Annotated in this window: 24 protein-coding genes; 9 read left to right on the top strand and 15 right to left on the bottom strand. The window is 37.9% G+C overall.

The window, feature by feature from the left end:
* Positions 1-201: 201 nt before the first annotated feature.
* From AAY42_RS11970 to AAY42_RS11960, 4 genes are all read left to right on the top strand, one after another.
* Complete coding sequence (locus AAY42_RS11970) at positions 202-2,931, top strand: hybrid sensor histidine kinase/response regulator transcription factor (protein ID WP_175288763.1); 2,730 nt, start codon at positions 202-204, stop codon at positions 2,929-2,931.
* Between the two features lie 128 nt (positions 2,932-3,059).
* Positions 3,060-3,578 carry a hypothetical protein gene (locus AAY42_RS11965; RefSeq protein ID WP_055395504.1) on the top strand — a complete coding sequence of 173 codons (519 nt, stop codon included), beginning with the start codon at positions 3,060-3,062 and terminating at the stop codon, positions 3,576-3,578.
* The gene (locus AAY42_RS18580; RefSeq protein ID WP_262491957.1) at positions 3,562-3,696 is read left to right on the top strand and encodes a hypothetical protein; all 135 of its coding nucleotides are present in this window, start codon (positions 3,562-3,564) and stop codon (positions 3,694-3,696) included. The genes AAY42_RS11965 and AAY42_RS18580 overlap by 17 nt, the downstream gene beginning before the upstream one ends.
* Positions 3,697-3,808: 112 nt before the next feature.
* The gene (locus AAY42_RS11960; RefSeq protein ID WP_055395503.1) at positions 3,809-4,378 is read left to right on the top strand and encodes a porin family protein; all 570 of its coding nucleotides are present in this window, start codon (positions 3,809-3,811) and stop codon (positions 4,376-4,378) included.
* Here the strand turns inward: AAY42_RS11960 and hflX are convergent.
* Entirely contained in the window at positions 4,375-5,586 is a 1,212-nt protein-coding gene (gene hflX, locus AAY42_RS11955) for a GTPase HflX (protein ID WP_055395501.1), read from the bottom strand. The genes AAY42_RS11960 and hflX overlap by 4 nt on opposite strands.
* Positions 5,587-5,683: 97 nt before the next feature.
* Here hflX and AAY42_RS11950 point away from each other — a divergent pair, with 97 nt between their 5' ends.
* Together AAY42_RS11950 and AAY42_RS11945 are read left to right on the top strand one after the other, a co-directional pair.
* The gene (locus AAY42_RS11950) at positions 5,684-6,631 is read left to right on the top strand and encodes an endonuclease/exonuclease/phosphatase family protein (protein ID WP_245625617.1); all 948 of its coding nucleotides are present in this window, start codon (positions 5,684-5,686) and stop codon (positions 6,629-6,631) included.
* Between the two features lie 158 nt (positions 6,632-6,789).
* Positions 6,790-8,985 (top strand): S8 family serine peptidase, encoded by a 2,196-nt coding sequence (locus AAY42_RS11945; protein ID WP_055395499.1) that lies wholly within the window; start codon positions 6,790-6,792, stop codon positions 8,983-8,985.
* Between the two features lie 95 nt (positions 8,986-9,080).
* Here the strand turns inward: AAY42_RS11945 and AAY42_RS11940 are convergent, their stop codons facing one another.
* Positions 9,081-9,794, bottom strand: coding sequence for a 3'-5' exonuclease (locus tag AAY42_RS11940; protein ID WP_055395497.1), 714 nt, complete (start codon positions 9,792-9,794; stop codon positions 9,081-9,083).
* Positions 9,795-9,927: 133 nt separating this feature from the next.
* On the opposite strand from AAY42_RS11940, the gene AAY42_RS11935 reads away from it, so the two are divergent.
* Positions 9,928-10,725: a hypothetical protein gene (locus AAY42_RS11935; protein WP_055395495.1), complete on the top strand. Its 798-nt coding sequence runs from the start codon at positions 9,928-9,930 to the stop codon at positions 10,723-10,725.
* 10 nt (positions 10,726-10,735) lie between these two features.
* On the opposite strand, the gene AAY42_RS11930 is transcribed toward AAY42_RS11935, so the two are convergent.
* Genes AAY42_RS11930 through hemA form a run of 12 tightly spaced genes read right to left on the bottom strand, consistent with a single transcriptional unit; the run spans position 10,736 to position 21,285 of the window.
* The gene (locus tag AAY42_RS11930) at positions 10,736-11,206 is read right to left on the bottom strand and encodes a methylated-DNA--[protein]-cysteine S-methyltransferase (protein WP_055395494.1); all 471 of its coding nucleotides are present in this window, start codon (positions 11,204-11,206) and stop codon (positions 10,736-10,738) included.
* Positions 11,206-12,327 (bottom strand): CNNM domain-containing protein, encoded by a 1,122-nt coding sequence (locus AAY42_RS11925; protein ID WP_055395493.1) that lies wholly within the window; start codon positions 12,325-12,327, stop codon positions 11,206-11,208. The genes AAY42_RS11930 and AAY42_RS11925 overlap by 1 nt, the downstream gene beginning before the upstream one ends.
* A gap of 53 nt (positions 12,328-12,380) precedes the next feature.
* The gene (locus AAY42_RS11920; protein ID WP_055395492.1) at positions 12,381-13,673 is read right to left on the bottom strand and encodes a serine hydrolase domain-containing protein; all 1,293 of its coding nucleotides are present in this window, start codon (positions 13,671-13,673) and stop codon (positions 12,381-12,383) included.
* 24 nt (positions 13,674-13,697) lie between these two features.
* On the bottom strand, positions 13,698-14,687 hold the full coding sequence (gene hemB, locus AAY42_RS11915; protein ID WP_055395490.1) for a porphobilinogen synthase: 990 nt from the start codon (positions 14,685-14,687) through the stop codon (positions 13,698-13,700).
* 5 nt (positions 14,688-14,692) lie between these two features.
* The gene (locus tag AAY42_RS11910; protein ID WP_055395488.1) at positions 14,693-15,481 is read right to left on the bottom strand and encodes a PhzF family phenazine biosynthesis protein; all 789 of its coding nucleotides are present in this window, start codon (positions 15,479-15,481) and stop codon (positions 14,693-14,695) included.
* A gap of 16 nt (positions 15,482-15,497) precedes the next feature.
* Positions 15,498-16,400, bottom strand: coding sequence for an oxygen-dependent coproporphyrinogen oxidase (hemF, locus tag AAY42_RS11905; protein ID WP_055395486.1), 903 nt, complete (start codon positions 16,398-16,400; stop codon positions 15,498-15,500).
* Complete coding sequence (locus AAY42_RS11900) at positions 16,400-16,891, bottom strand: DUF6973 domain-containing protein (RefSeq protein WP_055395484.1); 492 nt, start codon at positions 16,889-16,891, stop codon at positions 16,400-16,402. Before AAY42_RS11900 ends, hemF begins: the two co-directional genes overlap by 1 nt.
* Complete coding sequence (locus AAY42_RS11895) at positions 16,888-17,430, bottom strand: GNAT family N-acetyltransferase (RefSeq protein WP_055395482.1); 543 nt, start codon at positions 17,428-17,430, stop codon at positions 16,888-16,890. Before AAY42_RS11895 ends, AAY42_RS11900 begins: the two co-directional genes overlap by 4 nt.
* Before the next feature lie 14 nt (positions 17,431-17,444).
* A complete protein-coding gene (gene hemE / locus AAY42_RS11890; protein ID WP_055395480.1) occupies positions 17,445-18,470 on the bottom strand; it encodes a uroporphyrinogen decarboxylase in 1,026 nt (341 codons plus the stop codon).
* Positions 18,463-19,128: a uroporphyrinogen-III synthase gene (locus AAY42_RS11885; RefSeq protein ID WP_055395478.1), complete on the bottom strand. Its 666-nt coding sequence runs from the start codon at positions 19,126-19,128 to the stop codon at positions 18,463-18,465. The genes hemE and AAY42_RS11885 overlap by 8 nt, the downstream gene beginning before the upstream one ends.
* Positions 19,106-20,032 (bottom strand): hydroxymethylbilane synthase, encoded by a 927-nt coding sequence (hemC, locus tag AAY42_RS11880; protein ID WP_055395476.1) that lies wholly within the window; start codon positions 20,030-20,032, stop codon positions 19,106-19,108. The genes AAY42_RS11885 and hemC overlap by 23 nt, the downstream gene beginning before the upstream one ends.
* The gene (gene hemA, locus AAY42_RS11875; RefSeq protein WP_055395474.1) at positions 20,029-21,285 is read right to left on the bottom strand and encodes a glutamyl-tRNA reductase; all 1,257 of its coding nucleotides are present in this window, start codon (positions 21,283-21,285) and stop codon (positions 20,029-20,031) included. Before hemA ends, hemC begins: the two co-directional genes overlap by 4 nt.
* A 209-nt stretch (positions 21,286-21,494) precedes the next feature.
* Here hemA and AAY42_RS11870 point away from each other — a divergent pair, with 209 nt between their 5' ends.
* Together AAY42_RS11870 and AAY42_RS11865 are read left to right on the top strand one after the other, a co-directional pair.
* Positions 21,495-22,373 carry an AraC family transcriptional regulator gene (locus tag AAY42_RS11870; RefSeq protein WP_055395472.1) on the top strand — a complete coding sequence of 293 codons (879 nt, stop codon included), beginning with the start codon at positions 21,495-21,497 and terminating at the stop codon, positions 22,371-22,373.
* 78 nt (positions 22,374-22,451) lie between these two features.
* Positions 22,452-23,315 (top strand): ThuA domain-containing protein, encoded by an 864-nt coding sequence (locus tag AAY42_RS11865; protein WP_055395470.1) that lies wholly within the window; start codon positions 22,452-22,454, stop codon positions 23,313-23,315.
* 8 nt (positions 23,316-23,323) lie between these two features.
* On the opposite strand, the gene AAY42_RS11860 is transcribed toward AAY42_RS11865, so the two are convergent.
* Complete coding sequence (locus tag AAY42_RS11860; protein WP_055395467.1) at positions 23,324-24,136, bottom strand: N-acetylmuramoyl-L-alanine amidase-like domain-containing protein; 813 nt, start codon at positions 24,134-24,136, stop codon at positions 23,324-23,326.
* Positions 24,137-24,153: the final 17 nt, after the last annotated feature.

The following is a 24,153-nucleotide window of genomic DNA, read 5'->3' as shown; positions in this document are numbered from 1 at the left end:
GTTAGCTTTTGAAACTCCAGTATTAGCAGGGCAGAAATTTTTCCATCAATTTGGTTTGTATACAACAACCTTAAAAAAAAGTACCTTTAGTCGTATAATATTTTGGAGATGAAACGATTAGCTCTTTCCTTTTTATTCCTTTTCCATTCGTTCTTGTTTTCGCAATCAAGGGTTGATAGTATCCTTCAAAATATACCCTTGATGCTAGATGACAGCACGAAGGTCAAGGCCTATTTTGATTTGTTTTGGGAAAGTTATAGACGAGATTATAAAATCTCTTTGGAATATGCTTCAAAGGCGGAAGAACTATCCAGAGAATTGGGACTATCATTTCAACTGGCAGATGCCCACAGAGTAAAAAGTTTCCCCCTCTCTGGAATGGGGAGGTATAACGAATCCAAAAAGGAGCTTGAAAAGGCGTTAGAGATTTTCAAAAGGTTAAACGATAAGAAAATGACCGCTTGGGTCCTAACTGAATTTGGATGGCTAAGTAAAACCCAATCCAATTTTGAGGAGGCTCTATCTTTTTTTTGGGATGCCCTGAGAATTTCAAGTGAAATAGGGGATAAAGACAATATGGCCCAAAACCGAAACTACATAGCTGCGGTTTATGTGGAACAAAAACAATACAACAAGGCGATTGAAAATTACAAAAAAGCACTAGATCTTGTTGAAGAGTTGGGAATAAAACCTGGAATTTCTGCCTGTTTAACCAATTTGGCCTCCGTATACACCCTAGCGGGGAGTTATGAAGAGGCCCTGAATATGAATGCTAGGGCTTTGGAGTTGAAAATTGAAATGGGTGACCGCCTCGGAGAAGCAAGAGTGCGGAACAACCTCGGCTCACTGCATAGTCGGCTCAGAAATTTTTCGAAGGCCGAAATGAACTTTGAAAAAGCTTTGGATATTGCAATGGAGGTTGGTGATAAAAGAACTCTTTCCACTATCCAGTTTGAAATGGCCCAATTCCATTTTGACCAGGGTAATTATTCAAAAAGCCTTGAGGTTTCCAGTACACTTAAAAACAGTACAAATCCAAATGAAGAATTGGAGCTTTCCGTAAAGCTCCGAAAGTTGCTTTTTGAGACTTACGGCAAGCTTGGGGATTATAAAAAAGCCCATGGCAATGCCTTGGAATGGAAATCCCTTGCAGATAGTCTATACAATAAAAACATGTTGACAGTTGCCAATGATTTGGAGGCAAAATATCAAAGCGAACAGCAAAGCAAGGAGATAGCGTTACTGGCCTCTGAACGGGAATTACAGGAATTGCAGCTCAGCAGCCGCGAAAACCAACGCAACGTCCTTATTGTGATTGCAGTTTTGGCGCTATTAATTATTGGATTACTTTACAACCAATACCGTATCAAACAAAAAGCAAATAAGGAGCTTCTGGAAATCAATCAGTTGAAGTCGAATTTTTTTGCGAACATTTCCCATGAGTTCAGAACCCCACTTACCCTGATAAAGGGCCCCATTGAGCAACTCGAACAAAATCCGGAGGAAAAATTGGAAAGGGAAGAGGTCAAAATGATTCGACGAAATACGAATAAGGTTTTGGGTCTGGTCGATCAGCTGTTGGAACTATCAAAAATTGATCAGGACAAACTCCAACTAAAACCTACGGAGGGAGATTTGTACAAATGCTTACGAACCGCTGTTTTCTCATTTAATTCCCATGCTGCCCAGCGACATATAGACTATAGGGTGGAGATTCCCAATAAAACACTTTGGGCTTCATTTGATCGGGATAAATTAGAAAAAGTCATCTATAATCTGTTGAGCAATGCCTTTAAATTTAGCGAGGATGGGGCCATGGTCAGTTTTTCAACTTCCTACGCCAATGATTACCTGAATATTCAAGTGTCTGATAGTGGAAAAGGAATTTCAGAAGACAAATTACCCTTTATTTTTGACCGGTTTTATCAAGTGGATGGAGGAACCACAAAGGAACAGGGAGGCTCTGGAATTGGATTGTCACTGTCCAAAGATTTGATAGAGCTAATGGATGGGACAATTACCGCATCAAGTGAGGAAGGCAAGGGAACTTTCTTTACGGTACAATTACCGCTCTTGAAGATTGAGACAAGGGAAAAAGGAAATAAAAACGTAATCGATGCCAATAGGAATGTTGCGGAAGAACCCCAGATCAAACCCTATGAGTTTGCAGAAACCGATGACCGAGGTCTACCCCAGATATTATTGGTAGAGGATAATGCAGATATGCGTCAATTTATCAAAGGTAATTTAATTCAATCCTATAAGATTTTGGAAACTCATGATGGTCAAAAAGGATTGGAAATGGCCCAATCAAACCAACCAGACCTTATAATTACTGACTTGATGATGCCCAAGATGGATGGAATCGAGCTATGTAAACAGTTAAAAGAAAGCTTGGATACCAGTCATATTCCAGTTATCATGTTAACGGCTAGAGCTGGTGTGGAAAACAAAATAGAAGGTTTGGAAAGTGGATCGGATGATTATCTTACTAAACCGTTCAATGCCAAAGAACTCATCACAAGAGTCCAAAATCTGATTGCCCAAAGACAAAGACTGAGAAATCATTTCAAAGAATTTGAAACTAAATTAGATCCTTCGAAAATAGCGACCACTTCTTTGGACGAAAAGTTCATAAAAAAATTCTTGGATTTGTTGGAACAGAAACATTCTGATTCTGGGTTTGGGGTACCACAAATACAAAAAGGCATGGCCATGAGCAAAACCCAATTACATAGAAAAATAAAAGCGCTTACCAATGAATCTCCTGGAGAAGTGCTACGGAACTTTAGGTTAAAAAGAGCCGCTCATTTATTGACCAATAAATCGGATACCGTAACCCAAATTGCATACCAAGTTGGATTCAATAACCTTTCCTATTTTGCCAAGTGCTTTAAAGCATACTACGGTGTTTCTCCCTCCTCGTATTGATTGGAACCAAATTGTTATAATCTGGCACCTTATTGTCAGCATTTCACTGGGTCTGACTTTAGCTTTGGTCTAAGACCCCCGCACAGTTAAGGCATATGATGCTTTTGTTAAATTTAAAATTATGTGGAATGAAATCTTTAGTAAAGTATTTATTTGTATTGATGGCGGCATGGTCCTGCTCCTCGGATAGCTCGGATGAAGGTGAGAAGCCCTCAGGACCCAGTTTCAGTTTTCAAATTAGCGGGGCTGTTAACAAGACGATATCTGGAACCGAGATTTTTTTCAATGAGACTTTTACTGATGTAAAGGACTTTGAGGAAAACGATGTCACCTTGTCAACATTGTTGATTATTGCCCAGGATGCCAATACACCATGTCAAGTCTCCTTTGCGGTAACTCAAGAAGGAAGTGTTGGATCAGGCAATTATCCAATGGGAACAGACCTGTTTTCCTTTTACAATGCCTTTATGAATTATTCAAGTGATGGTGGAGCCTCAATTTCGTATCAATCGGATTCGGGAGGTATAGACATTGGTTCAAATGGTGGGGGTTTTGTTTCTGGATCGGTGAATGTAACCCTACCAGGGGTAGGAGAATCCGAAGAGGCCATTACAATAACGGGATCTTTTGATGCTGAAGGAATTTGAGAGAATACATAGGGCAGACAGCAAATCCGATACGGCAACCCAAGTTGCGTATTTGGTTGATTTCAACAATCTCACCTACATTTTAAGACAGATTGCCATGTATATAAATGTACTCTAGGAACACTAGTGTTATCATCTGGGATTAAACTGTCAGCATAAAAGAGCTATCACAACTAGTTTTAAAGTGATTTCAAAGTGCCCCTCTACTATTAAACAAAAATGTAACCACGATGAAAAATTTAATTTTGTTTTCAATGGCCCTCATATTGTCTTTTTTGACGGTTCAGGCCCAGGATGTTCAATTTGGGGCCAAGGCAGGGCTAAATTTTGCAATACTTCAGCCCGATTTAAATGACCCAGCTACGCGAACTGCTGTGCATTTGGGTGCAGTTGCCGAAATCTCCATTTTAGAGAAGCTCTCCATCCAACCGGAACTTTTGTTCTCTACCCAAGGAGTAAAGGATGAATCGGACAATGATGAGATTGTGCGATTGGATTACTTGACCCTACCAATTCTAGCGAAATTGTATTTGACGGAGAATCTAAGCATAGAGGTCGGCCCACAAATAGGACTCTTGCTTAAGGCAGAGGTCGAGGATGATGGAGAAACAATTGATATTAAGGACGATACAAAATCAACAGATTTTGGAATTGCCTTGGGACTGGGGTATAAAATGGACAGTGGACTTAATTTTGGAGCGCGATATACTTTGGGGTCTAATGTAAATGATATTGATGAAGACCCGGATAAGTTTGCCAATCGGGTATTTCAGCTGTTCGTGGGATATATATTTAATTAATACTGATCTAGGTGTTCCGGGTATAAAAAGTTGTTATAGGGAAAACGGGTTACATGAATGTCACGTACCTCATCGTAGACCCGTTTTCTAAACTCGTCTAAATTTTCTTTGTTTAATGCCGAAATGAACAGTGCCCTATCGCCTATTTTTTCCATCCAAGTGTTTTTCCAATCTTCAATGGTAAAATGGGCTTTGGTTGGTTCGGTTACCAAATCATCTTCTTCAATGACTTCCGCTTCGTATTGGTCAATTTTGTTGAAGACCATTATGGTCTTTTTATCGGCACTCTTAATCTCATCCAAAATTTTATTTACGGAAGCGATATGTTCTTCAAAATTGGGATGGGAGATATCCACTACATGCAACAATAAATCAGCTTCCCGAACTTCGTCCAAAGTACTTTTAAAACTCTCTACCAGTTGAGTAGGTAGCTTTCTTATGAAACCAACAGTGTCACTTAATAAAAAAGGTAAGTTGCCAATGACCACTTTTCGTACTGTGGTATCCAAGGTGGCAAAAAGCTTGTTTTCCGCAAATACATCACTTTTGCTGATAACGTTCATCAATGTGGACTTGCCTACATTGGTATAACCAACCAAAGCAACTCTTACCAAGGCACCACGGTTACCCCGTTGGGTCTCCATTTGTCGGTCAATTTTGGTGAGTTTCTTCTTTAGAAGAGAAATTCTATCACGGACAATACGTCTATCCGTTTCTATCTCTGTTTCACCAGGACCACGCATGCCAATACCCCCTTTTTGGCGTTCCAAGTGAGTCCATAGTCCAGTTAGCCTTGGCAAAAGATATTGATATTGGGCCAATTCAACCTGGGTTCTGGCATAACTGGTCTGTGCCCTTTGGGCAAATATGTCCAAGATTAAGCTTGTTCTATCGATAATTTTACAACGAAGTTGTTTTTCAATGTTTCGTTGTTGGGCTGGAGATAGTTCATCATCAAAAATTACAGAGCCGATGTCATTGGCTTTTACGTATTTTTCAACCTCCTCCATTTTACCACTACCAATCAAAGTTTTGGGATTGGGAATTTCCATACGCTGTGTAAACCGGCAAGAGACCTCGCCTCCAGCAGTATAAGTCAAAAATTCCAATTCATCCAAGTATTCCGTGACCTTGGTTTCATCTTGGTCCTTACTGATAACACCAATAAGCACCGCCTTTTCATAATCTGTAACCTTCTTTTCTAACATTGAATCGATTAAAGTGCAAATCTAAACAATGTTTTGGAAGCCGTTTTTTGTACTTTGGGTTTTTATAATTTTAGAAACCCAACTAAGCTCAATTAAATTGAATAATTCAGAAACCCGATTTACCGTAGCATTTTACAATCTTGAAAATTTTTTTGACACCAAGAATGACCCTCATAAATTGGATGATGATTTTACTCCAGACGGAAAAAAAGTTTGGGATGAATCAAAGTTTAGCAGGAAAACTAAAAAACTAGCAAGGACCATATCACTTATTGGACAGGATGATAGTGGAACGCCTCCAGTCCTAATAGGTATTGCTGAGGTTGAAAATAAACAGGTGATAGAAGCTCTTCTTAAGACAAAGTCCCTTCGGGAGGTTAATTATGATTATGTTCATTTTGATTCTCCTGATGAAAGAGGCATTGATACAGCTCTCATTTATAACAAAGAACGTTTTGAAGTGATTTCTTCGGAGACCATTCCTTTAATGGTAGACAATGATAATGGAGATAGAGATTTAACCCGAGACATTTTATATGTGCATGGAAGATTGCACCAAGAGGAAATACATGTGTTTGTAAACCATTGGCCCTCTAGAAGGGACGGTGCAAATGAAACCAGCTATAAAAGAATAAAAGCAGCGGAGACGATACTCCAAAAGATTGGTAATATACCTACGGAAAGTTTCAACTGTATTATTATGGGAGATTTTAACGATGACCCTAATTCAGAGAGTATAAAAACAATAATGGATACCAAGATGTTTGTAAACCCAATGCAAACCTTATTATCTCCGGTTTCAGGAAGTGCCAATTACAAAGGGGAGTGGAGCTTGTTTGATCAAATTTTAATTTCCCATAGTTTTTTAAACTATGAAAAAGGCACACATAGTTTTAAAAAGGCCAAGGTCTTTGCACCAAAGTTTCTTAAAGAGTGGAAGGGAAAATATAAAGGCAATCCGTTTAGGACGTATGCCGGAAAAAAATACTTGGGAGGCTATAGCGACCATTTTCCTGTTTACCTTGTTTTGAGGGAAAACAAGTAAATATAAAAAGAAAGAAAAATACTACACAACATAAAATTAGAGTTTCACAACACCTCATCTTCAAACATTATGTAATTCATCGAAATAAAAGGGTTTTTTATCGATAGATTTAACACCGCTCATAGCTTTGTAGTCCAAATCTTACTTAACCAATCATTATGGATTGCAAAATACCTACTTGGGCACCAGGAATTTTTTCGTCCTTTTTATTTTCACTTTTAAGCATTTCTTCCGTTTTTGGACAATCAAAATCCGAAAAAGAATTTATTCAGTCAACTTATAATCAATACAAAATTGGGTCATTTATTTCCAAGATGGAGGCCGAACATCAATCTAAAGAAGCTAAAATAAAACAACTTCTAAATGACAATAATTGGAGGCAATCTGAAAAACTCAGTGATGGAACCGTTGTTGCACTTAAAGATATAGGTGCAGATGGAACCCCTCTTTTTTATACGACTCTTAATGATCCATCTAACCAAGTTTCCAGAGCACATACCTTATATTCAGATGGGCTCATGAGTTTGGGGCTTGATGGTAGCGGTATGCAGGTTGGCGTTTGGGACGCAGGAATTGCCCGCACAACACATCAAGAATTTGATGTAAGGGCTAAAAATGGAGATGGTTCTGATGAAGTGGGATCACATGCTACGCTGGTTACTGGGAATCTTATTTCCGCAGGAATAAAACCGAATGCCAAAGGGGTGGCCTATGGCGCTGAAGCTTTGACACATAATTGGACACGTGATAAAATTGAAGTTGCAGAAGCGGCTGCCAATGGGCTATTGTTAAGTAATCATTCCTATGGTATCAAATCCGACAGGGTACCAGATTGGTATTTTGGGTCTTACATTAGAGTATCCCAAGATTGGGACAAGATCATGTATAATGCACCTTACTATTTAATGGTAACGGCTGCTGGGAATGCTCAAAAATCATATGATAATGAAACTCCAATTTTTGGCACAACTGCAGATGGATTTGATCTTTTATTGGGTTTTGCAACATCAAAAAATGGTTTAACCATTGCTGGAGCAAACACAAAAATTGGAAGTAACGGAGAATTACAGGAAGCAAATGTTGCCAGTTATAGCAGTCTTGGTCCAGTTGATGATGGTAGGGTAAAACCAGATTTGGCAGGCGATGGGTCTTCTATATTTTCTACTTCTTCCACAACCAATACAAGTTATGATACCTCGGCAGGAACTTCAATGGCCGCGCCCGGTGTAACAGGAGCTTTATTATTATTACAGCAGTACCATGAGGAATTGTATGGTGGTTTTATGAAAGCAGCAACACTGAAAGGGCTTGCTTTGCATACTGCTGATGATGTGGATGCACAAGGACCGGATTACAAAATGGGATGGGGTATTATGAACGCAAGGGCTGCTGCCGAAGTTTTGCAAAACAAAGAATATAGTAGTTTAATAGAAGAAGAAAGCCTGGTAGATGGAGAAACATTTTCCATGACCATAAATGCTAAAGAAGGAGAAAAAATGGTTGCTTCAATTTCTTGGACAGATCCGGAAGGGGAATATATAAACAGAGGAGATTTAAACGGTACAACTCCAGCTTTGATGAACGATTTGGATATCAGAATAACCAAAAACGGAAATACGTATTATCCATGGAAATTGAATGCATCTAGGGTAAACGATGCTGCTACAAAAGGGGATAATCTTGTTGATCCTTTTGAACGAATAGAAATTGATAATGCCTCAGGAGAATATATCATTACCGTTTCACACAAAGGGGCATTAATAAATGGATTCCAAGATTTTTCATTGATTGTTTCAGGAGCGCAAGTTTCAAAATGTGATATAGAGACCCCATTGGATGTTGAATTGTTGTCCTCAACCGAGAATAGTTCTACCATTTTATGGACTGAAGCTGAAGAAACCCTTTTTGAGGTTCAATATAAATCAACCGCTGAAAACAATTGGAAAAGTGAACTGATTTGGGAAAACAGCTTGGAGCTTCCCAATTTGGAAGAAGGTATTACCTATGAAGCACGGATACGTTCCATCTGTACTGAGAATATAGTATCCGAGTTTTCAGAAGAAATTCAATTTGAATTTAATGGTACAGAAACAGAACTTATTGCTTATGAGGCTTTTGCGTTTGACGAAACGCTTCAGATTACGGTATACCCAAATCCAACAACAGAATGGTTAACTGTCGGGGCCAAATTATCTGAAGATGCCGTGTATTCTGTTATTACTACTTCTGGAAATACTATTAAAAAAGGAAACCCCACAGGTGCTATTAATGTTTCTGACCTGTCTTCGGGATTATATGTGCTAGTGGTTCAAGATTACTCAGGCATAAAGAGTTCCAAATTTTATAAAAACTAAACCTTCATTTATGTACTTTTTCAAAACTGGTGGAATCGTTTCTAACGATTTTAAAGCGTTGAAACTTTCTGAAAAAATTCGACTCTATTTAACCGTTATACTTTTTTGATTTCTTCTTCTGAGAGCAATTCTTCATTTCGTAGCTTCAGGAAAACCTGTGCGGTGGTCACAACATCCAATTCGCAATAGGAAACAATACGATCTAAATCATCTTCCTCATAAAAAACACCTTTTACCATACTCCCGTCCATATCTTCTTTAGGAGAGGGAATGCCCAATACGTGTGCCAATAATTTTAGGGAGGTAAAGTGTTTATAATCCCCAAATTTCCACAATTCCATGGTGTCCAAGTGGGGTACATCCCATGGCTTTTTCCCGAACAAATCTAATTTATAGGGAAGATTCATTCCATTGATTACCATGCGACGGGCTATATATGGAAAATCAAATTCCTTCCCGTTATGGGCACATAAAAGATGTCTGGTTTGATTAAAATGTTCCTGAAGTAATTGTTTAAACTGTTTTAATAATTCCAGTTCTTCTCCATAAAAAGAAGTGACCCGGAAATTTCGCGAATCTCCTTTTGAAGTAAAGTAGCCAACTGAGATACAGATTATTTTTCCGAACTCAGCCCAAATTCCAGCACGTTCATAAAATTCTTCTGGGGTAAATTCATCTTTACGTTGGTACTGTGATTTTTGTTCCCACATCATTTGGGTATTTTCATCTAAATCCGCAAAATTCGGTTTTTGGGGTACAGTTTCGATATCCAAAAAAAGGATGTGTTCTAGGTTAAGTTTATAAAGCATGGTGTTAAGTAAGTAAAATCTGTAGGAAAGATAAATATTTTAGGATTAATCGATAACCGGTAAAAGAATTTATGGGTTATATCGTTATTAAATTGATAACCTACTTATTATAGCATAACCCAAATCAATAACAATGAAATTCCCAAATTTTGATTCTTCTATAAGAACTTTAAAATATTTCTCCATGTTGTTGGTATTGGCATGTATTATTTCATGTTCAGATTCATCCGATGAAGATGCCCAGCCAGAAGGCGAAGTATCCGAAGAAGGTTCTGAAACACCAACAGACCCGAGTAGCGAATGTTCAGACTCGAGTAGCTTTATTTTTAATGAAAAGGACGGTTTGGTAAATGTTGAGTTTGAAAACGCCGAATTTTCTGGAGATTGGAAATTGAAAAGTTCGGATACAGATCATACCGGTGAAGGCTATATGGTTTGGACGGGGAGTCAATCCTTGGGAAATCCTGGGAATGGATTGACTGCTTTTAAGATCAATATCACTAACACGGGAACGTATCAGTTTATTTGGAGGTCTTCCGTCACAACAGGCACTAACGGTACAGAACATAACGATACCTGGTTACGCTTTGATGATGCCGATGATTTTTTTGGTGAAAAAGGAAATGGGAGTATCGTATATCCAGCGGGTAGGGATAAATCACCTACTCCGGAAGGTTCAAGTAAAGACGGATGGTTCAAAATTTATAGAAGTGGTAATGATTTAAGTTTTAAGTGGCAATCATCCACATCGGACAATGATGCACATGATATTTTTGTAAAGTTTGATGCTCCCGGAACCTACACTATGGAGATTTCGGCACGATCTTCAGGTCATGCGATTGATAAGTTTGTTCTTTTCAACGAATCATTTACAAAAAATCAGGCGACTGAAAGTGCAAATGTTTTGAGTGAGATTACTTGCGGGAATTAATAAAAACTCTCTAAAACAGAGAAGTCTGTTTTGCAGGACTCTCGTGTTCTAAAAGCCATTTCTTGCGGTGTAACCCTCCGGCATATCCAACAAGATCTCCATTGCTACCAATTACACGGTGGCATGGAACAATAATCCAAAGCGGGTTTTTACCATTGGCGGCCGCAACGGCGCGAATTGCTTTGGGATCTCCTAATTTTTTGGAAAGTTCAAGATAGGAAACTGTTTTTCCAAAGGGGATTTCACCAAGGGCCTTCCAAACCTTTTTTTGAAAATCAGTTCCTACGGGGTTCAATTTTAAGTCGAAATTCTTCCGGGTACCGTCAAAATATTCTTGAAATTGATATACCACATCTTCCAAAACCTCTGGAACCAAATCAATGGTTTTTTCTCCATTCAAAACAGAAACGGAAGCAAGTCCATTTTCATCGCCATGAAACTCAGCTAAACCCACAGGAGTTTGTAAATAAGCAACTTCCATCAATTAATATTATCCTTTTCTTCAATAATCCCTAACCGCTTTGCTCTGCTTTCCCAGTTCTTTCTGGCAAGTACTTGAAGGTCTTCAACATTATCACTTTCATCCATAATCTCCAATCCGAGCAAGGTTTCAATAACATCTTCCATGGTAACCAAACCACTTACCGAACCATATTCATCAACAACTAATGAAACATGTTCTCTTTGAGCCACGAATTTTTCAAAGAGTTCTGGAATGGGTTTTGTTCTGTCCGTTACCAGAATTTCACGTTTTAGTGTTGCAACGGTTTCCTTTCCTTTTTTATTAATGATGGCCTCCATAAGTTCATCTTTTAGGAAATACCCTGTTATATTATCCATTCGATCTTTGTAAAGAGGAATTCTAGAAAACCGTAAAGGTCTATTTGCTTCAAAAAAATCTTGAATGGTGGTTTCTTCGGATGCAATTTTCATAACCGTTCTTGGAGTCATGATGTCCTTGGCTTGAATCTCGTCAAAAGTTAAAAGATTTTTAATGACTTTGGATTCTGATTCTTGAAAAACACCTTCTTCATGGGCAATATCTGTCATTGCCGTAAAATCTTCTCTACTCAGAACACTTCCATGGTGCCCTTTTTTTCCAATAAGCTTGGTGAACAGTTGTAGCAACCATAACAATCCGGTCCACTTTAAAATAAAGACCATTACGTTTAGTGCTTTTGCGGTAAAATTAGATAGTTGTTTCCAATAGGTTGCACCTATGGTTTTTGGGATTATCTCCGAAGCCACTAAAATTAAAATGGTCATTATGGTAGACACCACACCAACCATAAGATCTTCGGTAAATTCAAATCCTAGAAAAGTGAGGGTTGAAGTTCCATAGAGGTCCGCATATGCAACTTTGGCCTGTACACCTACCAATATGGCTCCTACCGTATGGGCAATGGTATTTAAGGTAAGGATTGCTATTAATGGCTTGTCCACATCTTTCTTAAGAAGTTCCAGCTCTGTAGCATATTCCTTGCCCTCTTGTTTTTTTATATTGATAAAGGTGGGCGTAATACTCAGAAGTACCGCTTCCAGTATGGAACAGAGGAATGAAAAAAATATAGAAATGAATGCGTAAAAAAGTAGAACTCCCATTGATTTTTGCTATAAGCACCAAGATAATGAATACCGATGAATTCTACTTGCTGTTAATTGACGAAGGCTTGATAAAAAATATGTTGTAGGGAAGTTCTAATATTTAGTTCATAAAGATTTCTATTGGTCCTTGTGGGATATACCCTGTTGGAAAGAAAAATAAATACCAATTGGTTTTTTGGATCTGCCCATACAAGCGTCCCCGTAAATCCGGAATGCCCGAAACTCTCATTACCGGCCAATGGTGATGGATAGGAGTCTTTTAGGTCTAGTGTATCATTGCCAATTAAGGGTTTGTCAAAACCCAATCCCCTACGGTTTTCATTATCTGGAAATTGAACTTTTGTAAATTCCTTGACTGTCTTTTCAGAAATAAGTTGCTTGTCATTGTAGGCTCCATAATTTTGATAGAGCAACATGATTTTGGCCATATCTTCAGCGGTGCCAAACAATCCTGCATTTCCGGAAACACCGCCCAAGAGTGATGCATTTTCATCATGCACCCATCCTTTTACAAGATCTTTTCTAAAGAGTGTATCCATTTCTGTTGGAACAACTTCGTTTGGAGAATTCTTGTTCGTTGGATTAAAACCTAAAGTTGAACACTCCAAAGGGGTGTAAAAATTCTCTTGAAGATAGGTTTCATAATCCATCTGGGAGAGTTGGGAAATCAGCTCTGGAAAAATAAGAAAGGAGAGTCCAGAATATTTGTACACTTTTTCATCAGAGACTTTAGAGCGATTGATAATTCGATGCATTTTTCTCTGAAAACGATTTTTGATGTAGAGGCCATCATAAATTTGCTTTTGAAATCGTTTGCTTGGATTTTCTTTAATAAAACGCTTTTTAAGTTTACCATCTTTCATCACTTTCCCCATGAAAACAATGTACGGAACCAAACCCGCTTGATGGCTTAAGATTTGTCTTAAGGTAAGGTCTTTCTTGTCCCTTCTTTTTCTCCAAGACTTCCAATAGGTGCTGAACGGCTTGTCTAAATCCAGTTTTTTCTCATCAACAAGCTTCATGATTGCAGGGAGTGGCCCCGTAATTTTGGTTACTGAAGCCAAATCGTAAATGTCGTTTAAACTTACGGTTTGAATGCTGTCATAGGTGTGGTACCCATATGCTTTATGAAAAATCACCTCATTGTCTTTTGCCACCAACACTTGTGCTCCGGGAAAGGCACTGTTTTTTATGCCCAGAGCCATTATGGAATCTACTTGATAGGAAACGGACACTGTATCAAAACCTGTTTCAAGAATTATTTCTTTGCCAAGGTTTTGTTGCGCATAATTTGATTGCGCAAACAGAAAAATCGAGAAAATGAATACAACCAGATTTTTCATGGTCTCTATTTTGATTAGTAGTGGTTAACCGATTACCCGAATGAAATCTTTGGCAAAATAACTGGCAATAATATTGGCTCCAGCTCTTTTAATGGCGATAAGTTGTTCCATCATTACAGCATCATGATCTAACCAGCCTTTTTCGGTAGCAGCTTTTAACATGGCATATTCGCCTGAAACTTGATATACTGCAACGGGAACATCGACCTCATTTTTGATTTCGCGTACAATGTCTAAATACGCTAAGCCAGGTTTTACCATCACGATATCTGCTCCTTCATCAATATCCATTTGGGTTTCACGAATGGCTTCAAACCTATTGGCAAAATCCATTTGGTAAGTTTTTTTGTCTTTAGGGACATTGGCAATATCCACTGGTGCAGAATCCAATGCATCCCTAAAGGGGCCATAAAAAGCACTGGCGTATTTTGCAGAATAGCTCATGATTCCCGTGTTTTGATAACCTTCATCTTCCAAAGCTTCACGAATGGTTAGAATTCGGCCATCCATCATATCGCTTGGCGCAACAAAATCAGCTCCTGCCTGTGCATGCGAAACGCTCATTTCTGCCAAAACTTCCGAGGTTTCATCATTCAAAATTTGTCCATCAGCAACAATCCCGTCATGTCCGTACGAGGAGTAGGGGTCTAGGGCAACATCCGTCATGACCAACATATCTGGGCAGGCATTTTTTACCGTTTTAATGGCGCGTTGCATTAAACCTTCCGCATTTAGTGCTTCGGCTCCCTTATTGTCTTTCAGGTTATCTGGCACTTTCACAAAAAGCAGTACTGCACAAAGCCCCATTTTCCATAGTTCTTTTGTTTCCTTTTCCAGATTGTCCAAACTCAATCTGTAATAATTGGGCATTGAAGGAATTTCTTCTTTGATTCCTTTGCCTTCCACCACAAAGAGGGGCACTAAAAAATCATCTGGTGTTATTACCGTTTCGCGAACCAACCTTCTAATGGATTCTGATGCCCGCAGTCTTCTATTTCGTATTAGTGGGTACATAACCTTTATATTTCTATTTCACCGATAAGATATGGAACCGCTTTCCCCGATATTTTTACCCGCTCTCCTAAATATTCACAAATTAAATCTCCTCCTCTTTTAGAAAGTTGTTTTGCGGTCATTTTTGTTTTTCCAAGAGTTTTTGACCAATAAGGAGTCAAGGTGGTGTGTGCTGAGCCTGTAACCGGGTCTTCTGGAATTACACATCTTGGGGCAAAAAAGCGTGATACAAAATCCACCTTGTCGCCTGGAGCCGAGATAATAACTCCCCTACAGGCCAATTTGTCCAACAAATGGAAGTTGGGGGCTATGGCCTCAATTTCCTGTTGGGAATTATATATTAAAAGATAATCCGTTTTCCCTTTTATAGTTTTCAAAGGAGTAAGTCCAATGGCTTCATTAATTTCTGTAATTCCTCGTAAAGAAACTGTTTCATCTGTGGGGAAATCCAAGGTCATTAATCCTTTAAATCCTTTTTCAACTTGCAATTTACCGCTCCGAGGCGAATAAAACTGAATGGTATTATCTGGATGGCCGTGATAATTGAAGAGGACATAGGCCGCCGCCAAGGTCGCGTGTCCGCAAAGATCAACTTCGGTTTCTGGAGTAAACCAACGCAATTCATACGTAGAATTTTTTTGCACAATAAAAGCGGTTTCAGCCAGATTGTTTTCTTGGGCAATTTTCTGCATTAAACGAGAATCGAGCCATTCATCAAGAATACAAACGGCCGCTGGATTGCCACCAAAAACGGTGTCGGTAAAAGCATCTATCTGGTATAAATTCAATTTCATGGTATAAAACTACATATTAAACCCAATCTTTTGGGCTTTGTAATACTTGAATTAATTTTTCTTCTTGGCTACCTTTTTCTGGATGATGATCATATTTCCATTGTACATGCGGGGGAAGGCTCATTAAGATACTTTCTATACGTCCATTTGTTTTTAACCCGAATAGCGTTCCCTTGTCGTGAACTAGATTAAATTCCACATAACGTCCACGTCTTATTTCCTGCCAATCCCTTTGTTTTTGCGAGTATGAAAGTTCTTTTCTTTTTAAAACGATTGGTATATACGCTTCTAAAAAACTATTCCCGACCTCAGTTACATAGTTGTACCAGTCTTCCATTTGCATCGTATCTGTTGCTTTGCAATAATCAAAAAAAAGACCGCCTAAACCACGAGCTTCATTTCTATGGGAATTCCAAAAATAGTCATCGCATCTCTTTTTATAGTTTGAATAAAATTCTGGGTTATGTGCATCACAAGCTTTTTTGCAGATGGTATGAAAGTGTTTTCCATCTTCTTCAAACAAATAGTACGGAGTAAGATCTTGTCCGCCTCCAAACCATTGATCAATAATGTTACCTTCCTTATCATACATTTCAAAATACCGCCAATTGGCATGTACTGTTGGCACCATGGGACTTTTTGGATGTAATACCAAACTCAGTCCGCAGGCAAAAAAGTCAGCGTTTTTAACTCCAAAATATTGCTGCATACTTTTTGGAAGCTCTCCATGCACGCCAGAAATGTTGACTCCACCTTTTTCAAAAACACTTCCATTTTCTATAACCCGTGTTCTTCCACCACCACCTTCAGGACGTTTCCAAATATCTTCTTTGAATTTGGCCTTTCCATCAACCTCTTCAAGTTTTGAGGTAATAGTGTCTTGAAGCGTTTGTATGTATGCGTAAAATTTATCTTTCATCAGTCGTTAATAATATGAACCAGTCTATTCTTAAAATCATCAAAGTTGGAACTGGAATCCACTTTTACAGATATCAGTGTCATTTTTTTTAGAATTTTTATCACTTCATATTCTGTTTTAAGCGAATATTCTGAAAAGATGAACCTTCCAACTTCATTGTTATGCAAGTCCATTTTTTTTGCCAATTCACGATTGGGAAATGCATGCTCATGCCAATCCGTTATTTTTTTTGCCCACATAAGCAATGTAGCTTTATTTGAGGTTATGAAACTACATTTTTTAGCTATTACATAGTTCCAAAGTGCATGTCTGAAAGCATTTGCGGGACCATTTTTATAATGTTTCCGGCCATAATGTTCTGTTGAAATTGACATACATTTTTTGGTTGCTGATAGGGTTGGAAAAACAAAAAATGGAAATCTAAAACATAATCTTAGCAGTGTTAAGATGCTTTTAAAATCTAGCCTTTTTAGCTGTTTAATTAGTTTCATTGTTTTGGATTATGGAGTTCATAAAGTTCCATGTCTAGATGTTCGCCGGAGCCCGTGGTATGTTCTTTAGGCAAGGTTTTTTTCCAAACAAATTTATTTTTCTCCGCAATCCTTTTGCTGGCCAAATTGCTGTCGTGAACAATAATTTGCAGCGTGTTTAACGCCACTTCAGTAAAGCACCACGGGATTATTTTTTGAATAGCTCGAGTGACAATGCCTTTTCCCTCATATTGATATCCGACACAATAGGCCAACTCCCCTTGATGTTTAATCTTATGTAGTTCTTTTACATAAACGAGCCCAGCAATTGTCCTATTGGTATTTTCTTTTATTGTAAAGAGATACTCGGTACGGTTTAAAAATTCTTTGGCCTTTTTTGAAACAAATAATTCTGCCAAAGTAGGGGTGAGATTTTGTTGTAAGGTCTGTGGAAAATAGGCTTTAAGGCGTTCCGAGTTTGACACCACAAAATCACAAAGCCTCCAAGCGTCTTTTTCTTGGATGGGACTTATGCTATAGTTGTCAAAATCAAATTGCATCCTCAATATTAAAATTATTCCGAGTAGTCTTTCACGGCATCAATAAATGCCTTTGCATTTTCTAATGGTATGTGCGGTAGGATACCATGACCCAAATTGACCACGTATCTGTCTTTTCCAAATTCGCGAATCATTTGAGTTACCATGTTCTTTATCACTTCTGGAGGGGAAAGTAGTCGAGCAGGATCAAAATTTCCTTGTAAGGTTATTTTTCCTCCAGTTAGGTAACGTGCATTTTGCGCAGAACAAGTCCAATCCACACCTAGAGCTGAAGCTCCCGATTGAGACATTTCTTTTAGCGCAAACCAGCAGCCTTTTCCAAAGACAATTACGGGAGCTTCATCTTTTAATGCATCCACAATTTGTTGAATGTATTTCCATGAAAACTCCTGATAGTCCACAGGGGATAGCATTCCGCCCCAAGAATCAAAAATTTGGACGGCATTTACACCAGCTTTCACCTTTGCTTTTAGATAAGCAATAGTAGTATCTGTTATTTTTTGAAGTAGTTGATGAGCAGCTTCGGGTTGTGTAAAACAAAATCCGCGAGCTTTATCAAAACTTTTGCTTCCCTGTCCCTCAACACAATAACAAAGTATAGTCCACGGAGATCCTGCAAAACCGATCAATGGAATTTCATCTTGCAATTTTTCCTTAGTCATGCTTATGGCATCCAATACATAGCCTAGAGAATCTTGAATGTTGGGGACAACAACCCTGTCCAAATCTTCAACGGTTCTTATGGGATTAGGTAAATAAGGACCAAAGTTGGGTTTCATTTCCACCTCGATGTTCATGGCTTGCGGAATCACCAGAATATCGCTGAATAGGATAGCTGCATCCATTCCATAACGCCTAATGGGCTGTACAGTTATTTCTGAAGCTAATTCGGGTGTTTGGCAACGAGTAAAGAAATCGTACTTCTCTTTTAGTTCCATAAACTCTGGAAGATAACGGCCGGCCTGTCGCATCATCCAAACAGGAGGTCTATCTAATGTTTCACCTTTTAAAGCCCTTAGAAACAAGTCGTTTTTAATCATACTTTTTAAAATGTTTTATAGCTTGAACCAACACGTTTTCCACTGTTGGTTTATTCGCGATTATTATCTGATCTGTATATTTCTTTGCTTCGGCGGCGGTAGTACTCCCAATGCAAAAGGCCATACTTTTTAAAATTGAATTTTCCTGGGCGTAACTTTTAAACCCGCTTGGACTAAAAAAAAGTATACCATCAAAAGACCGATTGAACTTTCTAATTTCTAAATGGGTCTTATATACTTCTACTTCAGCATACCGAATGTTATTTTTTGATAATATTTCTGGTAATTCTTCTCTTCTCATGTTTCCACATAAAAACAAAAACTCATCGTTTTTATGATTTTTTACAATGAAATCAGCTAAATCTGATGCATTTTCAGTAGTTTTTATGATTTTAATGTCATTTTCTTCAAGTATAGTCTTCGTCTTTTCCCCTACACAAAATGCATTGCAATTTGAATGGTCTGTTTTTTTTGAGTGGTTCAAAAAAGCTTTTACAGCATTTTTACTTGTGAAAATATAGTTTTGATAGTGAAGGGGAATTAAGGTGTCCAAAAATTCAATTTTCAATGCATTATACTCAACTAGGCCAAGCCCAGAGTTTAAGAACAATTCCTTTTGTGAAGGTGAAAGTATTTTAGTGGAGAGTGCTGTTTTCATTTCGTATACTTTCCATGAGTTTAGCCCCTCCCTTGTTTAAAACATCTTTTGCACACTGCTCTCCAAACCCTTTGGCGGATTGAACAGGAACGTTCTTTTTTATGTCAATTTTTTGTTTTCCGTCCAATGAGAATACTGTTCCAATAAAATTAATGGATTCATCTTTTATGGTAGCCAAAGCTCCAATTGGAGCGGTACAGCCACCTTCCAAGGTCCTTAAAAATTCTCGTTCAATTGTGGTCGTAATTTCAGAGTTGTGATGGTTTAGCTTTTGAGTAACATCCTTGGAAAATTCATCTTTCTCCAAAGCAACGATTAGCATCGCTCCCTGGGCTGGCGCTGGAATCATCCAATCGAGGGATATGGCATCTTTAGGCAATAGCTTTATGCGTTCCAAACCTGCATGGGCAAAAATAGCACCGCTCCAATCATTCTCAATAAGCTTTAGAAGTCTAGAGTTAACATTGCCTCTCAAATCCACAACCTTGTGGTGAGGGTATTTATGTAACCATTGTGCTTTTCTCCGCAAGCTCCCAGTGGCAATTGTAGCTGGTTTTTCAGATTCCAAAAATTCTGAGCCCTTATGAACCAATATATCGCTGGTAACGGCCCGTTCCAGAACAGCCGTTTGAACAATTCCTTTTGGTAATTGGGTAGGTACATCTTTCATGGAATGCACGGCAATATCAATCTGACCTTTTAATAAAGCAACATCTAATGTTTTGGTGAAAATTCCGGTTATTCCAAGTTCATAAAGTGGTTTGTCCAAAACTTGATCGCCGGTGGATTTTATTGGAATCAAAGTGGCATCAAAACCAAGGGCTTCAATTTTTTGTTGTACAGTTGTTGCCTGCCACAATGCCAATTCGCTATCGCGGGTTCCGATTCTTATGATCTTGCTCATTTTGAATCAAGTTCTAACTGAAAAACCTTTTGAATAAGTTCCAAACTATCTTGTGTATCAACTTCGGAACTCTTTAAATGGTTAGCAAACTGTTTTGTGATTTTTTGAATAATACGTTCCGAAATTATTTCGGCTTGATCTTGATTAAAGTCGGATAATTTTTTTGAATGAAAGTCAATTTCTTCGGCCTTCATTGTTTTGAGTTTCTCTTTGAGCGCATTAATGACGGGGGCAAATTTTCTAGTTTCCAACCATTTTAAAAACTCTTTTCTTACCTGCTCATTGATAGCCTCTGCTTTGGGGACAAACTCTTTTCTTTTGGTTAGGGTATCATCCGTAATTTGAGAAAGCTGGTCCAAATGCACCAAGGATACATTATCCAATTCCAAAACGTCATCGGATACGTTTTTGGGCACCGAAAGATCCAAAATGAGCAATGGCTTTTTTGGGTAGATCAATGCTTTGGAAATTGTGGGCAATTGAGCTCCCGTAGCAACAACAAGAATATCGGCTTTTCTAATTTCGGTCTGTAAATCACCGTAATCTTTTACGGTTAAATCAAATTTCCCCGCTATGACCTCAGCTTTTTCTCGAGTTCTATTAATGAGGGTAATATGGGAATTTTTAGAATGTTTTATAAGGTTTTCGCAGGTATTTCTTCCTATTTTGCCCGTGCCAAAAAGTAGGATGTTCTTTTCGGAGATATCTGAAATTGTGTTTAGAATATATTTTACCGAGGCAAAAGCAACGGATGTAGCGCCCGATGATAATTCCGTTTCATTCTTGATTCGTTTACTGGCTTGAATAACGGCATTACATAAACGCTCAAGAAACGGATTCGCCATCTCTTGTTTTTTGGAACGATAAAAACCTTGCTTAATTTGGCTTATGATTTCAAAGTCACCTAAAATTTGACTGTCCAAACCTGTCCCTACCCTAAACATATGTGAAATGGCATCATGGTTTTTATAAACGTATGCAACCTCTTGAAACTCCTCCACGTTACCTAGGGTTTGATCACAGAGTAATTTAATAAGTTGAAAAGGGTGTTGTGCAAAACCATATAACTCTGTTCGGTTACAGGTGGAAATTACCAAAAGACCATCTATACCTTGCTCCTTGGCCTGGACCATAATGTGGTCAACCCCAAGGACATCTAGACTGAATTTTCCTCTTACTTCAGCATCCGCTTTTTTATAGCTTAAGCCAATAGCATAAAAAGAATTATGTTTTGAAATGTGGTAACTCCTCATGAGGGATTATAATCGTGCCACAAAAATAGGGTCACCATATTTTAAAAAATAACGCTAGCGGAACTATAAATAACAGTCAGTGTACAATTATGGTCACTTTTTGACTAAATACTTCAAAAACACTGCATTTATTGGTAAATTTGAATTATAAAAAACAATTTAGAGTCATTCTAAATAGAATTAGTTGCTTTAAAAAATAGTGTTTAGTAATGGAAAATGTCGCCAAAGGTTCATATGAGGAAATTCTGGTGGAAGATGGATTTTATATACTTAAAATTCAGAATGATACAGAAGAATTTAATGTAATTGAAAGGGAAATTGATAGCTCATTTATTCAATTTCATTTTTGTTTAAAGGGAGGGTCTCGCTTTCATTTTAATCAAGGAAATTATCATTTGGAAGTATCTGAGGAGAATTCCCTTTTGTTATACAATACACAGAAAGATTTGCCATTAAATTTGAATATTTCTCCCAATACTTGGTTGTTGTCTGTTATTATGACTATCAGAAAGTTTCACTCCCTTTTTTCCAATGAAGCCAATTATATTCCCTTTTTAAGTGATGACAATAAGGAAAAGAAATACTATTCACAGGAAGTTGTTTCTCCTGCAATTGCAGTAGTGCTAAGTCAAATGATGAATTATAATCTTCATCCATCCATTAAAGAATTATATGTAAGAGGAAAAGTATACGAGCTGATCTCGTTGTATTTTAATAAAACAAAAGATGCAGACTTGGAACAATGCCCCTTTTTAGCGGATGAAGACAATGTGCGCCGTATAAAAATGGCAAAAGAAATTATGATTTCCAGAATGGTGGAGCCACCAACATTAGATGAACTTTCTAAAGAAATTGGTCTAAGCTTGAAGAAATTAAAAGAAGGGTTTAAGCAAATCTATGGTGATTCGGTTTATGGTTTTTTGCTCGATTATAAGATGGAATTTGCCCGAAAAATGCTTGAAACAGGGGCACATAATGTAAACGAAGTTGGGCTTAGGGTAGGTTATAGTACGGCAAGTCATTTTATCGCATCCTTTAAAAAGAAATATGGGACCACACCCAAAAAGTATTTAAACAGCCTTGTTTGACTATAATCGTTAAGGAATTGTTAGTTATGAACCGAAGGGCAATATCTTATCGTATATTCTTGTAGATGAACCCACTAGATGTATAATTTTTATAAGTCAATTTTGAATGGTCTCCGTTTTGCTATTGAATCAACCAAAGCAGGGATAAGAAATGGATTAGCGGCGATTGTATTTATACTACCTGTTTTAAGTTCCTGTGAATCGGACGATGTAACTACGGAAGCAGGCTCGACTTCAATAAGAGTTCTATTATTTACCAAGACAAGCGGCTTCGACCATAACACGAGAGAAGAAAGCGAAACTATGGTTCAAGCTATAGCTGACCAACTAGGATTTGAGATTACTGTGGACAACACAGGTAGTGAATTTGATTCAGCAAGTAACTTAAATAATTATGATGTTATTTTCTTTACCAATACTTCAGGTGATATGCTTAACGCTTCGCAAAGAAGTAATGTGGAATCCTATGCTGCCCAAGGAGGTAATTTTATTTCGAACCATGCAGCTAGTGATGCCTATGGGCATAGTACGGCGAGTTCTGTCAGTGGCAATGGAAAAGGGGTGTGGGATTGGTATGCAGAGAATGTAACCGGATGTAGTGTTAGAAACAGTCCGAACCATACTTCCTCAGGATTTGGCGCAACGGTAAGCATACAAAATGGAAATACTGAATTAACCAATGGAATTAGTTTTCCTTGGAGTGATAATGAAGAATGGTATTATTGGGAAGACGGATATATTGATTCATCTTTTACCGAGCTATTAAGGGTTTCAGATACAGGGTCTAATAGTTATGACGATGCTAGAATGACAGCGCATTATTGGAACAGGGCAGATGGAGGTAAATCTTTTTACACAAGTATGGGACACGCTAAAGGTAAATATTCAGATACTGAATTCGTTCAATTAATGACCAATGCATTTGCATTTATGCTGCCCTGATATAGTTGCTATTGCGGCCTAGCTACAACGATACCAATGTTATTTTTTATTTTCCTTAAATAATCTACCAAAGGTTCTTCGGTTATTCTAACAGACCCAGAACTGGAAGCATGTAGTAGATGGATTCTTCCATTTTGTCTAATAGCAAAGCCGGTATGGGTCACATCCAAACCCTTAATAGATGTGGCCAAGGCTATGATGTCTCCAGATTGAATAAGGTGTTCGTTATTTTCAATTTGATTTTGAGGTAAAATACATAGACTTTGTTTCGCCAACTCTTTTTCAACTTTTAGCATATCCTCAAAATTCTTGTCATTCTTTAAAAAAGGATAAAGAGAGCGATGTGTTCCCATAAAGTTGATGGATTTATTCACTTCAATTCCTCCTAGACTCGATGTAATATCCTTAACCAACCCCTTGCTTTCATTATTTTTGATCCAATCTGTAAAGTAGTGCAAACGAGAAGGGTATCCATCTAACACGCTATTTCTATACCGAATGGTTTTTAAATTTTCCGTAAAACTTTCAAAGTCGGTTTGATTATTTTGGAGCATTAGACCAAAGGCCAAAACATTCTCAACATAGGTAGTACAATCAAAACCTCTTAAATTTATTACGATGCTTTCTTTGTCACCTATTTCCAAGGTTTTTTCAACGTACGGAGTACCTAAAAATGATTTTCCTATTTCTACGATTGAATCGTCCTTAAGCTCGGTCAATTTTGAATAAAACAAAGTGGAATCCAATGGAGAGTAAGTAATTTGAGAATTCAACGTCAACGTGAAAACAAAAATTAGATAGATGCAAATACGATGTAACATAGCCAAGTTTAGGTTTG

Origin of the sequence: Flagellimonas eckloniae (assembly GCF_001413955.1) — a bacterium.
Classification (GTDB): Bacteria; Bacteroidota; Bacteroidia; order Flavobacteriales; family Flavobacteriaceae; genus Flagellimonas; species Flagellimonas eckloniae.
Note: the sequence above shows the minus strand (reverse complement) of the source record. Positions and strands in the feature narration are given on the sequence as shown.

What these genes read in the sequence shown, in the direction of transcription:
- AAY42_RS11910 (WP_055395488.1), bottom strand. Translation starts at nt 15,481, where the DNA reads ATGAAATTGAATTTATACCAGATAGATGCTTTTACCGACACCGTTTTT.
- AAY42_RS11870 (WP_055395472.1), top strand. Translation starts at nt 21,495, where the DNA reads ATGGAAAATGTCGCCAAAGGTTCATATGAGGAAATTCTGGTGGAAGAT.
- AAY42_RS11945 (WP_055395499.1), top strand. Translation starts at nt 6,790, where the DNA reads ATGGATTGCAAAATACCTACTTGGGCACCAGGAATTTTTTCGTCCTTT.
- AAY42_RS18580 (WP_262491957.1), top strand. Translation starts at nt 3,562, where the DNA reads ATGCTGAAGGAATTTGAGAGAATACATAGGGCAGACAGCAAATCCGAT.
- hemB (WP_055395490.1), bottom strand. Translation starts at nt 14,687, where the DNA reads ATGTACCCACTAATACGAAATAGAAGACTGCGGGCATCAGAATCCATT.
- hemA (WP_055395474.1), bottom strand. Translation starts at nt 21,285, where the DNA reads ATGAGGAGTTACCACATTTCAAAACATAATTCTTTTTATGCTATTGGC.
- AAY42_RS11860 (WP_055395467.1), bottom strand. Translation starts at nt 24,136, where the DNA reads ATGTTACATCGTATTTGCATCTATCTAATTTTTGTTTTCACGTTGACG.
- hflX (WP_055395501.1), bottom strand. Translation starts at nt 5,586, where the DNA reads ATGTTAGAAAAGAAGGTTACAGATTATGAAAAGGCGGTGCTTATTGGT.
- AAY42_RS11920 (WP_055395492.1), bottom strand. Translation starts at nt 13,673, where the DNA reads ATGAAAAATCTGGTTGTATTCATTTTCTCGATTTTTCTGTTTGCGCAA.
- AAY42_RS11970 (WP_175288763.1), top strand. Translation starts at nt 202, where the DNA reads ATGCTAGATGACAGCACGAAGGTCAAGGCCTATTTTGATTTGTTTTGG.
- AAY42_RS11935 (WP_055395495.1), top strand. Translation starts at nt 9,928, where the DNA reads ATGAAATTCCCAAATTTTGATTCTTCTATAAGAACTTTAAAATATTTC.
- AAY42_RS11965 (WP_055395504.1), top strand. Translation starts at nt 3,060, where the DNA reads ATGAAATCTTTAGTAAAGTATTTATTTGTATTGATGGCGGCATGGTCC.
- AAY42_RS11895 (WP_055395482.1), bottom strand. Translation starts at nt 17,430, where the DNA reads ATGCAATTTGATTTTGACAACTATAGCATAAGTCCCATCCAAGAAAAA.
- AAY42_RS11925 (WP_055395493.1), bottom strand. Translation starts at nt 12,327, where the DNA reads ATGGGAGTTCTACTTTTTTACGCATTCATTTCTATATTTTTTTCATTC.
- AAY42_RS11900 (WP_055395484.1), bottom strand. Translation starts at nt 16,891, where the DNA reads ATGAAACTAATTAAACAGCTAAAAAGGCTAGATTTTAAAAGCATCTTA.
- AAY42_RS11930 (WP_055395494.1), bottom strand. Translation starts at nt 11,206, where the DNA reads ATGGAAGTTGCTTATTTACAAACTCCTGTGGGTTTAGCTGAGTTTCAT.
- hemF (WP_055395486.1), bottom strand. Translation starts at nt 16,400, where the DNA reads ATGAAAGATAAATTTTACGCATACATACAAACGCTTCAAGACACTATT.
- AAY42_RS11885 (WP_055395478.1), bottom strand. Translation starts at nt 19,128, where the DNA reads ATGAAAACAGCACTCTCCACTAAAATACTTTCACCTTCACAAAAGGAA.
- hemE (WP_055395480.1), bottom strand. Translation starts at nt 18,470, where the DNA reads ATGATTAAAAACGACTTGTTTCTAAGGGCTTTAAAAGGTGAAACATTA.
- AAY42_RS11940 (WP_055395497.1), bottom strand. Translation starts at nt 9,794, where the DNA reads ATGCTTTATAAACTTAACCTAGAACACATCCTTTTTTTGGATATCGAA.
- hemC (WP_055395476.1), bottom strand. Translation starts at nt 20,032, where the DNA reads ATGAGCAAGATCATAAGAATCGGAACCCGCGATAGCGAATTGGCATTG.
- AAY42_RS11960 (WP_055395503.1), top strand. Translation starts at nt 3,809, where the DNA reads ATGAAAAATTTAATTTTGTTTTCAATGGCCCTCATATTGTCTTTTTTG.
- AAY42_RS11865 (WP_055395470.1), top strand. Translation starts at nt 22,452, where the DNA reads ATGTATAATTTTTATAAGTCAATTTTGAATGGTCTCCGTTTTGCTATT.